Source organism: Paenibacillus sp. FSL R5-192, assembly GCF_000517845.1.
Classification (GTDB): Bacteria; Bacillota; Bacilli; order Paenibacillales; family Paenibacillaceae; genus Paenibacillus; species Paenibacillus amylolyticus.
Genome location: NZ_ASPR01000043.1, coordinates 293,517 through 309,338 on the forward strand (window position 1 = coordinate 293,517; position 15,822 = coordinate 309,338).

14 protein-coding genes are annotated in these 15,822 nt (G+C 46.8%); 6 read left to right on the top strand and 8 right to left on the bottom strand.

Going from position 1 to position 15,822, the window contains the following annotated elements:
- Window positions 1-156 precede the first annotated feature (156 nt).
- From C161_RS21500 to C161_RS21510, 3 genes are all read right to left on the bottom strand, one after another.
- Entirely contained in the window at window positions 157-2,304 is a 2,148-nt protein-coding gene (locus C161_RS21500) for a hypothetical protein (protein WP_036672636.1), read from the bottom strand.
- A gap of 261 nt (window positions 2,305-2,565) precedes the next feature.
- Complete coding sequence (dhaK, locus tag C161_RS32055; protein ID WP_036672637.1) at window positions 2,566-4,335, bottom strand: dihydroxyacetone kinase subunit DhaK; 1,770 nt, start codon at window positions 4,333-4,335, stop codon at window positions 2,566-2,568.
- Window positions 4,335-5,477 carry a glycerol dehydrogenase gene (locus C161_RS21510; protein WP_017690500.1) on the bottom strand — a complete coding sequence of 381 codons (1,143 nt, stop codon included), beginning with the start codon at window positions 5,475-5,477 and terminating at the stop codon, window positions 4,335-4,337. Before C161_RS21510 ends, dhaK begins: the two co-directional genes overlap by 1 nt.
- A 305-nt stretch (window positions 5,478-5,782) precedes the next feature.
- Between C161_RS21510 and C161_RS21515 the strand changes: the two genes are divergently transcribed.
- Together C161_RS21515 and C161_RS21520 are read left to right on the top strand one after the other, a co-directional pair.
- Entirely contained in the window at window positions 5,783-6,817 is a 1,035-nt protein-coding gene (locus C161_RS21515; protein ID WP_036606178.1) for a PocR ligand-binding domain-containing protein, read from the top strand.
- 105 nt (window positions 6,818-6,922) lie between these two features.
- Entirely contained in the window at window positions 6,923-7,912 is a 990-nt protein-coding gene (locus tag C161_RS21520) for an aldo/keto reductase family protein (protein ID WP_036672638.1), read from the top strand.
- On the opposite strand, the gene C161_RS21525 is transcribed toward C161_RS21520, so the two are convergent.
- From C161_RS21525 to C161_RS21540, 4 genes are all read right to left on the bottom strand, one after another.
- Window positions 7,909-8,787 carry a LysR family transcriptional regulator gene (locus C161_RS21525; protein ID WP_036672639.1) on the bottom strand — a complete coding sequence of 293 codons (879 nt, stop codon included), beginning with the start codon at window positions 8,785-8,787 and terminating at the stop codon, window positions 7,909-7,911. The two genes, C161_RS21520 and C161_RS21525, sit on opposite strands and share 4 nt — an antisense overlap.
- 31 nt (window positions 8,788-8,818) lie before the next feature.
- Entirely contained in the window at window positions 8,819-9,289 is a 471-nt protein-coding gene (locus C161_RS21530) for an SMI1/KNR4 family protein (protein ID WP_036672641.1), read from the bottom strand.
- A gap of 113 nt (window positions 9,290-9,402) precedes the next feature.
- Window positions 9,403-10,503, bottom strand: coding sequence for a threonine aldolase family protein (locus C161_RS21535; protein WP_036672642.1), 1,101 nt, complete (start codon window positions 10,501-10,503; stop codon window positions 9,403-9,405).
- Window positions 10,504-10,556: 53 nt separating this feature from the next.
- Complete coding sequence (locus tag C161_RS21540; RefSeq protein WP_036672643.1) at window positions 10,557-11,417, bottom strand: LysR family transcriptional regulator; 861 nt, start codon at window positions 11,415-11,417, stop codon at window positions 10,557-10,559.
- 181 nt (window positions 11,418-11,598) lie between these two features.
- Here C161_RS21540 and C161_RS21545 point away from each other — a divergent pair, with 181 nt between their 5' ends.
- The 4 genes from C161_RS21545 (at window position 11,599) to C161_RS21565 (ending at window position 14,322) form a co-directional block, all read left to right on the top strand.
- Window positions 11,599-12,588 (top strand): quinone oxidoreductase family protein, encoded by a 990-nt coding sequence (locus C161_RS21545; protein ID WP_036672644.1) that lies wholly within the window; start codon window positions 11,599-11,601, stop codon window positions 12,586-12,588.
- A 393-nt stretch (window positions 12,589-12,981) separates the two neighbouring features.
- Window positions 12,982-13,200 carry a bacteriocin immunity protein gene (locus tag C161_RS21555; protein WP_083669856.1) on the top strand — a complete coding sequence of 73 codons (219 nt, stop codon included), beginning with the start codon at window positions 12,982-12,984 and terminating at the stop codon, window positions 13,198-13,200.
- Between the two features lie 36 nt (window positions 13,201-13,236).
- Window positions 13,237-13,458 carry a hypothetical protein gene (locus C161_RS21560; RefSeq protein ID WP_156946147.1) on the top strand — a complete coding sequence of 74 codons (222 nt, stop codon included), beginning with the start codon at window positions 13,237-13,239 and terminating at the stop codon, window positions 13,456-13,458.
- A 75-nt stretch (window positions 13,459-13,533) separates the two neighbouring features.
- On the top strand, window positions 13,534-14,322 hold the full coding sequence (locus tag C161_RS21565) for a formate/nitrite transporter family protein (protein WP_036606169.1): 789 nt from the start codon (window positions 13,534-13,536) through the stop codon (window positions 14,320-14,322).
- A gap of 264 nt (window positions 14,323-14,586) precedes the next feature.
- Here the strand turns inward: C161_RS21565 and C161_RS21570 are convergent, their stop codons facing one another.
- Entirely contained in the window at window positions 14,587-15,573 is a 987-nt protein-coding gene (locus C161_RS21570; protein ID WP_036672649.1) for a WXG100 family type VII secretion target, read from the bottom strand.
- Between the last annotated feature and the right edge of the window lie 249 nt (window positions 15,574-15,822).

The following is a 15,822-nucleotide window of genomic DNA, read 5'->3' on the forward strand; positions in this document are numbered from 1 at the left end:
CGGATTTCTACCTTCAGGGGAAAAATCATTAAAATTCGGGGATAAGAGAGATCGAAAGGTTTTCTGTCTGTGTAGTTCCTGAGTGTCAAATCAAGTATGGTCTGCAATCGGAGTGGTCAAGTGTAATCCTAGGTGCATTCCATGTCTTTTTTTACATTAAACTAAATTCCAAAACAATGCCGTATTCGCCACCGTAACCATGGTGAACAATAATGTGTTCACAAATGCGGCGAGCCATACGTTATTCGTTTTTTCAAACAATTTACGTGCATACACAGCAGCGATGATGAGACAAGGCACCAGTGCAAAGAGCAGAATGCCATTCAATGCCTGACCTGGATACAACGCCACACCTGTCATAAAGTCTTTGCCGTATTGCACTAGCAACCACAGCACCAACCCGCCAACATTCAGTACCATGGCCAGGAACATACCCCCACGTTTACCACGTGTATTGGCATTCAGGGCAACCGCGCTGACAAAGTAATATATCAGGAAGAACGGTGTATACCGCAATGCGGTAATGAAGTGTTCACTCTCGAACGTACGGACCGCAAACGTCCAGATCCGGAAATCTGTTCCGAAGATCGCCTGTACTACGAATAACAATGCGTACCCAATGACTACTGCGAGTACTGCGGTTACCAAGCTGGCAATGATCGTAACAGGGTTCAGGCTGATCCCATAATCGCTGAAGCGGGTTCCTGCATCCTTTTTGGAAAAATAGTGGAATGCAAAGGTCACCAGAATCATAATTAACGCCGACACCAGCGCCCAGTAAACAATCTGGTTCGTAGTCGGTTCATTGAAGTAAGAACTTGTAACCACAATCTTATCTGCATAGTTGAAGATGATCCACATCACGAGAGATACGATAGCCAGAATTACGCTGCCTACCGCAATATTTTTCATCCGGCGGCTTGATGTATAGTCGTTCTTCTTGCTTCCAGCCATCACGAACCCGATAATGGCTCCAAGCACACTCACGGCAAGTACAATCAGAGCGATGATGCGAAGCACATTCAATCCATTTGCTTCTTTATCCATCAAGGTTGGGAATAAGACCGCTGGAATCAGGGTGCTGAATGCGATAGCAAGCCAATAGATTGACTTTTGTTTCCCACTGACTGCTGCGGACACCGTTGCAATCTCTCCCGTTACCGTTTTGCGCAAGAACGGCAGTCTGATCAACAACGTAATCAGCGGCACAATCATCAAGAAGAATCCAATCAGAGCGACAAAGTTAAATGCCTCTTTCGCCCACCAGATCTGATTGCCCGAATCCAGATTCACATTGGTCTGATTAGGCGACGTCACACCATTAAATGCATGTGCATAGAAGTCGATTAGATGCCCAGTTGTTGTACGCGAGAAATGGTTCCATGGGTGAGTCTGATTAGGCGTAAACAGAATATGCTCACCCGTTTGGGAAGGACGTACCACTTTTCCGTCTACGGTCAGATCGCCGGATGGTACCTTGGTAAATGTATCGGTCGTGCCTCTTGGCGCATCAGGAGCAAGGCCAAGGAAGGCTTTACCCGAAGCCGTTGCTGCAAAATCCTTGCGAGTCACCGTACCTTGTACTTCTTTCTCTGCGGCTGTTTTCTCTTCATCCGATTTGTTGAAGAAAAACTCGTCATATTTCCCCGCGACCATGCCCACCGTCCGACTGCCAAATGCAGCCTGAAGCTGATCCTGTGGCGCAACCGCCGCAGCGTAAGAGTAATCCGCACCTGCTGAGATGCCTGTGTAGATCATACGGTATCCTGTTTGAAGGGAACTCATCTCGTCCATGTACATTGACAACAGCGTTGAGAACCCACCCATGGAGTGACCGCTGACTGCCACGTAGGCATTGCCTTTCTCATCTTTCTTGGTGAAGTCCTGCTCATAAATATATTTGGCTGCATCAAACTGCGAGTATATCCAGAACGTTCCGAACAGATCCTTTACCGGAATATCTGCACTCCAGCGGGAATCCCCGTGGTCATACATGTCCAGTGCAAGCACAATATAGCCGCGTCGGGACATCTCAATAGCAGGTGCATCCTGCATTTCTTTCGTATTCAGATATCCATGTGTTGTAATAATGACCGGACGTTTATCATCCGCACCTGCCCCTTTAGGCATGTAGAGCAGACCCGATAGCGTGCCATGATCGGCTTGGAATTTGATCTCTTTGACCTTAACGGAATAAAAGGAAGAGTTGAACATTCCAGCAAACAAGCTGCCGAAAATGACCAAAATGAGTGATAAAACCAACAACCCCTGCGGTTTTTTTAAGAATGATGTGACTGTTCTCATAAAGGTCCCCTTAATAAATATAAAATACTAGATAAATGAATGAATAATAGTGCATTGTAGATACGTCCAAAGAGCTATTCAAATTAGATGTAAATGATAACATGTAAAAATTGACTTAGCATGGCCTAAAAAAGGCACACATAACGGCGCCGGACGTCCGGCGCCATTACCTGTGTCACTTGCTGCATATTAGCTTAACGTTTGCTGACTCAATCTCTATACCTGTCTAATGAATGACGCTGGGCAAACCCGTGACCAATCTTATTTCATCGACTCGGATAATTCTGTGAAAATAACACCCAGCGCATACGCGCCAGCATCTGGGTAGCCCAGACTACGATCACCGACGGCGCCTGCACGTCCCATACGTGCCACGATGTCTTCGGTTTTCTTCGCACCTTCAACGGCTGCTGCTGCACCTTTGGCAAATGCTGTTTTGAAGTCATCGCCAGACTCCGCACTTTGAGTCCAGGAATCGGCACACGGAACGAGTGCATCAATCAAGGTTTTATCACCTACAACGGCACCACGTCCGAAGGAACGTTCTCCTGTAGACTGAATCCCTTGCACCGCTGCATGGATCATCTCGGCGAATTCAGCAACGTTTAATTGCTGTTTATCCCCTACTGCTTTGCCAGCCGCACGGAATGCCGAACCCCAGATTGGGCCGGATGCGCCGCCACAATATTCCATGATGACCAAGGAACATGCATCGAGGAATGATCCGATGTCTTTTTTATCTTCGTTAATGATGTGATTCCATTCGCGTTTCAACTGGCGGAAGCCTTTTGCCACACTCATACCGAAATCGCCATCACCGGCATGGGAATCCAGTTCACAGAATGGTACTTCATTCTTGATAATGATCTCACCCATTTTATCGATCAGATAGACGACATTGTCCAGTGAAAATTGATTGCCTTTGATGACCGCAGCTGATGCATCCGTCTCCACTTCGTAAGATACAGAAGCGTCTTCACCCACAACAGCTTCCAGCGCTTCGGAATACGCCACTTGTGCTACTGGAGGGCCGGATACTTTAAATGCAGGTGTATCACTTTCCTTGAACAACAGCGTTTTTAGTTCATCATCCAGTTTCAGGATCGTAACCGACGCACCCGCCATATCGATACTTGTCATGTAGTTGCCTACAAACGTAGTAGCGACCTTCAGACCTGCATGTCCAGCAAGCTCACGCTGAACGGAATTGTTGAGCAGGTACAGTTCTTGCAGTGGTGTTGCACCAAAACCATTCACGAGCACCGCAATCTCAGCGGATGCATCCTTATCTAACTTCATGTCTGCGAGCAATGCTTCGACCATGCGGGCTGCCAATTCATCCGCTGATACCAATTTCTCCCGGCGAATCCCTGGCTCACCATGTATCCCTACGCCGAATTCCATCTCATCTTCAGCAATTTCGAATGTAGGCGTACCTTTAGCTGGCACGGTACATGATGTGAATCCAAAACCAATACTGCGCACGTTCTGAGCTGCTTTATCGGCAACGGATTTCACATCTGCCAGACTGCGACCTTCTTCGGCTGCTGCTCCGGCAATCTTGTGAACCAGTACAGTTCCGGCAACGCCGCGACGTCCTACCGTGTACAAGCTGTCTTGTACAGCGATGTCATCCTCAACGCGTACATATTGTACGTCGATACCATCTTCTTCAGCCAGATGTGCTGCATTCTTGAAGTTCATCATGTCGCCGCTGTAGTTCTTGATGATCAGGAGTGTACCCTTGTTGCTGGCTGTTGCCTTGATCGCTTGATAAACCTGGATTTGGGAAGGAGATGCGAATACATCTCCACACACCGCTGCATCCAGCATGCCTTTACCCACATAACCTGCGTGAGCCGGTTCATGTCCACTGCCGCCGCCACTGATTAGGCTAACTTTATCAGCCTGAATCTCTCTGCGTTTAATGACTTTATATTTTTTCAGAAATTCAAGCTCCGGGTGTGCAAGCGCAATCCCGTTGCACATTTCCATAACAACATGTTCGGCCTGGTTAATAATTTTCTTCATTATTTTACCTCCCGGCGAGCCGCTTTGTACTCACGGCCCATGCGGTCAGCCGCTGCAATGGCAGCAGCTACTTCAGGAACGGTGATTGGGAACGGCATGGCGTGAATGGATTCTTCCGGAATACAAGCGATCTCTGCCACTTTCAACAGTTCTTCCTGACTAATCGTATCTACACCGATATCCGCCAAGCTGATCGGCAGTCCCACTTCGAGACAGAAGTCCATGACCTCATGCAGCTCTTCAGTTGGTGCATTTTCAAGAACGAGTTGTGCAATTGTACCGAAGGATACTTTTTCACCGTGGAAGAAGTGATGTGTGCCTTCCAGAACAGTCAAACCGTTGTGGATTGCATGTGCTGCGGCCAGACCGCCACTTTCGAATCCAAGACCAGACAACAGAATGTTGGTCTCAACGATATTTTCCAGCGCTTGTGTCACAACGTTACTGTCACTTGCTACTTTTGCCTTTGCACCATCAGTCAGCAGCATTTCATAACACAGTTTTGCCAGTGCAAGTGCCGCATTGGTACCTACTGCAGATGGGGTGTACCCTTCGCGGGAACCCATTGGCAGACTTGCGTTTACACGGGAATAGGATTTTGCTGTTGCTCTTGCTTCGAAGTATGTAGAGAGCGCATCTCCCATACCGGATACGAGGAAACGTGTTGGTGCATTGGCAATTACGGTTGTATCAACGAGAACCACACTTGGGCTTTGTTTGAAGTAAGCATAGTCATCAAAAGAACCATCCGGTGTGTACAATACAGCGGAGTGACTTGTTGGTGCGTCTGTTGCCGCAATCGTTGGGCAGATGATCAGTGCTTCGCCTTCTGCTACACATTTGGCCGCATCAATGGCTTTACCGCCACCAAGACCGATCGTAGAGTCACATCCTTTTTCCTTTGCGATCGCTTGCAGACGAGCAACTTCCTCACGGGAACATTCACCTTTAAAACCGCTTTCAACAAACGTAATATTAAATTTCTCTGCTGTTGCATCCAGCTTTGCTTTGACACGCTGTACATCATCGGGATGTGCAATCAGCAAAGCAGATTCTCCGAAGGATTTAACAAAGTACCCCAGGTTCAACAACTCGTCTTCGCCTTGTACATATTTAGTTGGGCTGATAAATGCTTTTCTCATAATATTATATGCCTCCTAAGGATATAAAATAGTGTAGTGATTACATCAAATTTTAATTTCTTACAATTGACCTTAATATAACGCATGAGCAGCAGGTTTACAGTGGACTTTGATAACAAATTATTATAATTTACAATCGTAATTTTTTGCTTTTTGGCACAATCATGGTATCTTAATGTCATGGGATGGTTGAATTTTGACCTCCCATTATACATTACCCGTCATCATTACTTCTTAATATGTACAACTTGCTAACTTTTAACGGCCTAAATTATGAATCAGGTTAGCCTATGGAGGTTGCACCAATGATTAAAGAATATCTGCATATCAATAAAATTCTCGACCTTAATAAATGGAAGCGCCTACAAGATTCTCTCGCAACAGTAACCAAACTGGCAATCCTCACCGTTGATTATAAAGGCATTCCCGTAACCAGTCACAGCAGCTGTCAGGCTTTCTGCCAGAATGTCCGTAAAGACCCGGAGCTTCTCCCCTACTGTCAAAAATGTGATTCACGCGGTGGTCTGGAAGCCGTTCGATTGAATGAACCTTATGTGTATTTATGCCATTTCAATATTATTGATATCGCGATTCCGATCACGATTGATGGCAAATATATCGGCGCCGTCATGGCAGGACAAGTGAAACTCGCCGATCCGGAAAAGGGTAGCGACTTGGAGCAAATTGTCACGTCCAAAAACGTACCCATGCATGCAGCCAAGCTGGAGGAATTAAAGGATGATTACGCCCAGCTACCTGTGATGACCTATGAAGAGATTGTGAAAATCTCTAACATGTTATCCCTGCTCTGCAACTACATTGTGGAAGAAGCGCTAAACAAAAATCTGTTAGTTGAAATGTTCGAGAAAGCTTCAGGCAATCAGGAGACTCTAAACCTCTCCACCATTCTGCCGGGTTACTCCATTCGTAATATCGAGTCGATCAAAAAAGAGATGACCAATGCGATAGCGGATGCTTATCTCAAAAATAGCCCAAGTGACACGGAAAGCTCCAGTCCGGTGCTCCAGCCTGCTTTTGAATACATTCACAGTCACAAGAGTGAACAAGTTTCACTCAAACAAATGGCCGATCTATGCCACCTGAGTCCGAGTTATTTCAGCAGACTATTTGCCAAGGAAACGGGTGAGAACTTTACTACCTACCTGGCTAAACTCAAGATTAAGTGGGCCAAACAATTGCTGGAGGTCACCGACATGCCTGTCTCACAGATCAGTGATGAGCTGGGATTTAATGAATCGGGATATTTTATCAAAATATTCAAAAAGTTCGAGGAAATTACGCCTGCTCTCTATCGCAAATACCTCCAGGAGAAAATGTAGATTCACTGATACTTTTTTCGTATCAAAGATGAGGTTAAAAGATATTTCACCTATTAATCTGCCATTGTTACAATGGAGTCCAGATGACTTAGGGAGGCGACATGAATGGAATATCGCAAATTAGGAAACAGTGGATTAACCGTCAGTGAGATTTCACTGGGCAACTGGATTACGCATGGAGCGCAAGTCGAGGATGGAATAGCAGAAGCTTGTGTGCGAACCGCATTGGATGCAGGTATTACCACATTTGATACCGCAGATGTGTACTCCAATACCAAGGCAGAATCCGTACTGGGACAGGCTCTTAAGGATATACGAAGAGAAAGTATTGAACTATGCACCAAAGTCTGTCACCCAACCGGCACAGGTCATAATGACCGCGGACTTTCACGTAAACACATCATGGAAGCCTGCAATGGTTCATTACGGCGGCTACAGACGGATTATATCGATGTCTATTACGCTCACCGTTATGACTACAATACTCCGCTGGAAGAGACTTTTCTGGCATTCTCCGATCTGGTGCGTCAGGGCAAAGTTCATTACATTGGCGTAAGTGAATGGAACGCGGATCAGATTGCACGAGGAGCCGCTTTGGCGAAGGAACTTCATATACCCTTCATTGCAAGTCAGCCGCAATATTCGATGTTATGGCGTGTGATTGAGCAAGAAGTGGTGCCTGCAAGCGACCAAGCAGGACTTGGACAGATTACATGGTCTCCTCTTGCTCAGGGTATACTATCAGGCAAATATGCGCCTAACGCAGCATTGCCCACCGGATCTCGCGCAGCTGCTGAGGCAGGAGCACCCTTTTTCAATAAACTGGCTGGACAGTGGTTACGTGAAGATGTTCTTACCGCTGTGCAACAGCTTGTTCCACTCGCTAAAGAGATTGGTCTAACTCTCCCCCAACTCGCTGTGGCGTGGGTTCTTCAGCATACGTATGTCAGTTCCGTCATTATCGGTGCATCCCGGCCAGAGCAGGTACTTGAAAATGTAAAAGCTTCTGGTGTGAAACTGGACCCTGCGATCATGACTCGTATTGATGAAATATTGAATCCATGGATTGAGCGTGATCCAGCCAAGACGGGTTAAACACATTCATCAACAAAGTTCATAAAACGTGATACCACTTCCTGATTCATATCCGTCCGCCATGCCGTGTACAACGGTACGGAGGGCGGATTTTCTTCTAATGGAAGAAAGACTACACCCTTACGCTGGAACACATCCACCGATGACGGAACAATGGAAATGCCCATGCCCGCCGCAACGAGATTCACAATCGTATACATCTGGATCGCTTCCTGCGTAATTCGAGGATCTACGCCATGCTCCCTGCAATAATCCAAAACGAGACGATGGAACGGGGAACCCAGATGCCTTGGGAATAAAATAAAATCTTCATCCGCCAGTTCTCGAATTGAAACTTGAGTCTGAGAAGCCTTCGGGTGATGATCTGGCAATACAGCAATCAACGTTTCCATCTGGCAGGGGCGGAACGAGACATGACGAGTATCTTCCTGATATCGCAAAAATCCAATATGGATCTGTCCGTCTTCCAGTGCCTGCAATTGTTGGGATGAAGTCATCTCACGCAGCGTCAATTCAATCTGAGGATACGCAGCGCGAAATTTCCTAAGAACATCCACCATAATGCTCCCCGAAGCCGAATCCACAAAGGCTATGGTTATATGCCCGATGATGCCCTGATCTGCTTTTTGCGTAAGCTGAATGGATCGTTCGAGCTGGGCCATGATTAGCCTGGCCTGTTCCAGAAATACCGCACCTGCCGGGGTGAGACGAACCATTTTTCTGGTGCGCTCCAACAACTTCACGCCAAGCTCATCCTCTAAATTCTGAATCTGCTGGCTCAGCGGTGGTTGCGTCATATTTAATTTTTCCGCTGCACGGTGAAAATGAAGTTCTTCTGCCACGGTGATAAAGTATCTTAACTTCCGAATATCCATAAGCCAATTGCGCATCCTTCCGTCTACCTTGTTAATTCATCTGTTCCTGAACCCAGATTGCCGACTCAGCCAGCATCGTCATCAATTCATTAAAGTCCACAGCAATTTCCCGCAGAGGAGTTTCCCCTGCATCGTGGATCAACATCAGTACCTTGCCTGAATTTTGATCCAGTATAGCCATACTTCCTTCACCAAATCCACCAATCGGGAAAGGCTGGAGGTCAGCTGGCAGCTCGTATTCTTTCTCATATTCACGGTATACTTCCAAAAAATCCGGATAAGCCCAGCTCAGTTCTTTCACCGAATACAAGGCAGGGTCGCCGAAATTACATGCACCGAATTCAAGCAAAAGTGCGCGATATGCTGCGGGCAGTTTTACATTATGCTTTTGTTCAAAATCCTCAATGCTCTGTTGCGTTTCAGGAGTACACCCTTCTCCCATTGTTGTATCGTAAGCCTTCACCAAAAGATCACGAATCGGTTCCAATTCTATCGACTTCACTTGAACTCCCCCTTAAGATACCTTTCCCCACTGATCAGCCGTTGTGAATTCAATAGTTCTCCTTGAAGCGCAACACCTTACCCAAACAAGAGTCGAGCATTAAAATCAAATTCTTATCTCACCTGTTTACGCAACTCTTGATCCAGCCATTCCAGTGCTGCACGCAGCTTGTCCTGAGGAACTTTCTCATAACGATCACCCGTAGACAGTTCAAAGGCACAGCTGTTTCCACTTGTTTTGTTCAGATATGAAGTCATTCCTATGCCATACTGCTGAGCCATTTGCACAAGAATTGGTTCAACTTCGGCCGCAGCGAGCGCAAAGTGCACATGGAACATATTTGATACCGGTACCTCGGGTAAGGTATGTATCCCGTGACACGCATTCAGTAGGGAAGCGAGTTCTTGAGCCTGCTCGTAATACAACTCCATTTTGCCAATCCGTTCATTGAAATAATATTGAGAACTCAGAATATACGGATACAGACCGATCAGATCTCCGCCGTGCCGACGTTTCCATACTTTCGATTCTTGCATCACATCCGGATCACCCGCCAATATAGCCCCCGCAATACCTCCAATGCCTTTATAAAAGGAAACATACACCGTATCAAACAAACTGCAAATCTCCGCAGGTGTTTTCTGATAATAGGGAGTGATCTCAAACAGGCGTGCCCCGTCCAGATGTAGCTTAATCCCGCGTTCACGGCAATAGGCCGAGATCGCTTCCAGTTCTTCATACGCCGGTAATTGCCCACCAATCTCACGTTGCGGAAGTTCCAACAGCAGACAGGCAATGTCCTGATCAAGCGCTTGTACATCTTCCAAACAAATCAAACGATCCTTGTCCGCAAGTAAAATTGTTTCAATCTGATGCAACTCTTTCAGTCCGTCTTCCTCATGGATTTCAAGATGACACAGGGGGTGGTAAGCTACTCGTTTTACACCTTTGCGGTCACACCAGATTCGTAATGCTATCTGCTGCGCCATCGTTCCACTTGGAAAAAATACCGCCGATTCCTTGCCAAGAACGTCAGCCATCTGTTGCTGAAATTCTTCAATGAGTGGGCCGTTCCCGTAGTGGTCACTGAACAACTCCCCATCGATCTGGTCCAGTACGTTCTGAAGTACCTTCACTTGGCGACTGCCATGACCACCTACAATAAAGTCTGCCTGATTAAATGCATCACCCAACGTTAACGCAGTTTCTTTCAAGATCACTCACTCCTTTATAGTGCATGTTCATAAACGGACTTTTGAACAACCTCTTATAGGTCTGGTTCTGTAATAATCTCAACCAAAGCGCTGAGCGCACTAGATATATGTTCACCACGGGGATACACAAATCCTACTTCCAACCGGCAATAAGGATCGGGCAAAGATAACACTGTAATCTCACCTCTTGATTCTGCTTTGGTAACCGAGGAACGTGGCAGCAATGATACACCAAGCCCGGCAGATACACCATTCAGAATGGTGTCCAGTGTTCCATATTCCATGATGTTAAGTGTGTGGATACCCTGATCTTTCAAAAAGGCTTCCGCCTGATCGCGATGAGTGCATCCGATCTCAAAAAACAACATCGGCCTGGACAATAACGTGTACATCTCATGTACTCCAGGTTCAGCGATCAACACCAATTCCTCGTCATACATCTTCATATAGTTCAGCTCAGGATGATCGATTGGGCCATATATTAACGCGCCATGCAATTCATGTTGAATCACCTTCTGGTTCAGTTCATGGGTCCCACCCGTGACAAGCGAATGCTGTACCTCCGGGTAGCATGAAGTATATTCAGCCAAGAGCGGCGTCAGAAAAGTAGAAGCTGCTGTCTCTATGGCACCCAGACGAAGCATGCCAGCTGGTGGGTTACCCACTTGTGTGGCCTGCTCTGCTTCATATAATAATTCCAATATTCTATCCGCATACCCAAGCAGGTTCTCGCCTGCTGGTGTAAGCGACATCCCCCGATTGGAACGATGAAATAGCGGTACTTGCAGTTGAGTCTCCAACTGTTTAATCCGTGCTGTTACATTGGACTGCACATAATTAAGTGAGAGCGCAGCTTTACTGATACTACCTTCGCGGGCAACCGCCTGAAATATTTTCAAATCACCTGCATCCATACCCTGATCACCTGCTCGTCGTTATATCGGCATTCTGCATCATCCGATTCATGCAAAGTGCTTATCTATTATTTTTAATGATACTGACAATCATTTTTGTTAATTTTACGTGAATCTGCTCCGTCTGTACAATGAGGCTCAGTAGTGAAATCTAGCTACACAGACAGGAGGAATATTGAACATGAAAGCTATTGTCCATTCGGCCCAGAGCGGCCTTGCAGGTCTTCAATATACAGAGTCAATCTCTCGGGCACCAGAAGCCGGGGAAGTGCAGATTCAATTAAAATCCGCTGGAATCAACCATCGGGATCTATTCATCATGGCAGGACGAGGAACCCAGGACACCCCGCTCGTTCCCGGTTCCGATGGAGCAGGTATTGTCGTAGCGATTGGCGAAAGCGTAAGAGGGTTCGCGATAGGAGATGAAGTCATTATCCATCCTACACTCGGTTGGGAACATGCATCTGAAGTGCCGACCGTACCCGATATTGTCGGTGGCCCTACGGATGGAACACTGGCTCAATATATAACGTTACCTGCTGAAAATGCCCTGCCTAAGCCAGCCCACCTGTCCTGGGAGGAAGCAGGCGTATTGCCCCTTTCAGCGCTGACGGCCTATCGCGCCTTATTCACTCGCGGTGTATTGAAGAAAGGTGAACATGTGCTCATTCCCGGTATTGGCGGTGGTGTTGCAACCTATGCCCTGCTCATGGCAGTAGCGGCTGGTGCCACGGTGACCGTCACCTCCAGAAGTGAAGCCAAAAAAAATGAGGCACTGCGCTTGGGTGCTACCCATGCATTGGATAGTCATGCCGATTGGAGTACGCAGAACGATCTGGAACCTGTGGACATCATCTTGGATAGCATCGGACAAGCCACGTTCCCAAAATATTTTGATATAATCAGACCAGGTGGACGTATCGTGATGTATGGTGCAAGTTCGGGGGATGATCTGACCCTACCCATTCGCTCTATCTTCTTCCCGCAGATCAGTCTGATCGGCACCTCTATGGGCAGCCGTGAGGAGTTTATCCAGATGCTGCAATGGGTGGAGCAACATTACATACACCCTGTAATTGATGGCGTATATCCGTTACAGGACGCAGCGAAAGCGTTCGAACGTATGGAAAAAGGCGAGCAATTTGGTAATCTGGCTATCCTTATGGAGTGACATCTATTTTGAGATGGGCCTTCATGAATTGTTGAAAATTGATTAACGATAATGGGGTGAATCCATCTGACCCGTCTCGCTAAACGTATACTAGTTGTTCTTATTGCTATTATCATTGTGGCCCAAATTCCTATGTTAAAAGAAACCTTAGCCCGAGGAGTTACTACGTTATATGTGAAGATAAAGTATCCCGAACATTCCTTTCAATTCCAAGACTTCAACTACGAGTCTCATTTCGGGAACTATATCATTTCATATACTGATCAAGACGAACAACGCATTAGTCTGATGCTTGAGCCCCAATTTTTACCGGTGCTCATTATATATGATCCATTGAATCAGCCCATGAAAGACTAGTTTGTTCACACTATGAATCATTCAGGAGGTATCGATATGGACAATAGATTACATTTGGTAGAATTGGTCCGCAAACTGATGGACTCTGAAGGAACGGAAGCCGAGTTGGATGACATGTTGACGGAGCTACAGCAGCAGGCTCCACATGCGGAGATCAGTAATCTGATTTTCTGGGATGATCGAGACCTGACGCCTGAACAGATTGTGGAAGAAGCCTTGGCTGCCCGTCCCATCCTGCTTCCACCCCAATCTTAATATTCTTCAGGAGGTGGACAATAGGATATGTCTGACATGTCTGATATGAATCATAATAACAATAATGAACACCCTGATTTTAACGAAATCAGTGGTGAAGAAAACATATTAGTCAGAGGAGCTGCCTTTGCTATTCTTGTTGCACATCAACAAGTTAATGGTGCAGCATCTGCGTTAGAATCGCTTCAATCCGACCCTGATTTTGGCTCTTCTGCAATGCGGGTACTGCAATCGAAACAACGAAGTAATAATCAATAAACCAAGTTTACCCTCCCCAATTTCCATAATTTCGTTATAATGGTAAGCAAGACACCATGCAATTGGAGGAGAATTATGGAAACGGAAGCTTTACGCAACGTGGAACAACTAGCTCTGAAGAAACACAAGATTTACAAACAAAGTTTAATCAGGTACCTTGCACGCTCCATGCTGGCCAGTATGTTTATCGGATTCGGCGTCATCGTGGCGTTTAAGACAGGTAACTTCTTTTATATGGAGCAGTCCCCGTTTACCTATCCGATGGCGGCAATTACGTTTGGCGCGGCCATCATTCTGATCGCCTATGGCGGGGGTGACCTGTTCACGGGCAATACGTTTTATTACACGTATGCGGCGTTGCGCAAGAAACTGCGCTGGTTCGAAGTGATCAAGCTGTGGATTGCGAGTTATAGCGGTAACCTGATGGGCGCAGCTGTGTTTGCCTTGTTAATCTACCTGACCGGATTGTTCGACTCGTCTCAGGTGAATGGTTTTCTGTTAAGCGTGGTGGAGCACAAAATGGAAGTTCCAACCATGCAACTCTTTTTCCGCGGAATTCTGTGTAACTGGCTTGTATGTATGGCGTTCTTTGTCCCGATGTTCATGAAGGAGAATGGAGCCAAAATGTTTGCCATGATGCTCTTTGTGTTCTGCTTCTTCATCTCGGGATACGAGCACAGCATCGCCAATATGTGTACGTTCGCGATTGCACTCGTGCTGAACCATCCGGGGACGATCTCAATTGAAGGTGTGATCCACAACCTGGTTCCCGTGACTTTGGGTAATCTCGTGGGCGGTGTGTTGCTGATGGGCTTCATGTATTATGCGGTGAACAAACCGTTTCTGGATGAAGAGACACATTAATCTCTGGCAAAAAAAGCCCTCCTTCCGGCCCGGTCCTTCGACCGTGGCGAATCGGTAAGAAAAAACCAAAACACCCCGGCAACCTTCCCATCTCAGGGAGAAGGTTGCCGGGGTGTTTCTCTATAGGCAGGCTCACGGATAAGCCGCCTGCCCTCCACACGCATAGCCATGTGATACACAATCACATGGCTCCATGCGGTGGGTTGGCAAGCAGGCAGCAATCAGGTTGCCCTGTGTTGCCCGCTTGCCAACCCCATCCGTGGCTTAGAAGTACTCCCGCCACGGAGTATATTCAATATCGTTGTCGCCGCGCGTGACCACGATCATATTCTCAATTTTGCCCGTCTCCTTATTGGTACGGTAAATCATCGTACGTGTCTCGCCTTCTTCCGGCACGGAGAACAGGAATTTGTCCGCGACGAAGGAAGAACCAAGTCCAGTGGCATGTTCTGTAAAGGCAGAGCCCGTCTTGCTTGTGAGCAGCAGACCAATCCCGTAGGCTGTAGCCGTTTGTGCTGCTTTGCCAAAGAGATGCTCGCCTTGACTGGTCGTGTGCGTTTGCTCCGAATACCTATACTTTTCCGTATCCTTGCTATAGTCCACCACATTGCCCTGTTTATCCAGACTGATGGTGGTTGTTTCGCCCTTGTCGCTTTTCACCTGATACGTACCTACGATGGAATCCTCAGTTATTTTCATCGTCTTGCCCGTATTGGGGTCAGTCTGATAGATTACATCTTCGTACTGAAGCCGAATGATGTTCATGCTGGCCTGAATCTGCTGCGCAAGTTCTTCATCACCCATCTCTTTGGCTTTCTTCAGCATTTCCTCATAGTTCTGGTATTTCTCGGCATCCTTCTCATCCCATTCATCCATGTTCTTTGGTGGACCTGGCGTTTTGTCCAGATCATCGCCTTTATTTTTGCCCATGGTTGATAGCGCCCGCGCTGCGGTCAGCGCCGTCATGATTGCCTGGCTCACCGCCTCTTCATCTGTCGTGCGGAAACGCTCGGCAATCTTCTTAAGCTCCGACTGAATGGACAGAACCAGTTCCAGAACAGATTTCATCGTGCCTTGAGCCGTTGAATAATCGTTATAAAAACGCTCACGCTCCATGCCATCCCAGTTGCTGCGCATGAAACTCATCTTACCGTCCAATGTGGACATGAATCCCAATAATTGCTGATGTGCCTGAGCGAACTGCCCACTGACCGTCTCCAGTTGTTCCGGTGTCACCTTGATCTGTGTCATCCTGCACACTCCTCTTCGTGGTCATTATATCCCGTGGTTAACCAATGTGTTGCCCGAACAGAACTCTCTCAGATCTCGACCAACTTGTCATGATCCTGTTCCCGATATTCAACGACTAACATGTCCAACTTATGCTCCTTTTCTATTAAAAGTAAAAGGTTATGTAAAAGCCCGATCCTGGGATCGGACTTGTTTAATACATCAAATTTGAAATAACTCTACGTTTATTTTACCATGTCCATCATTCAA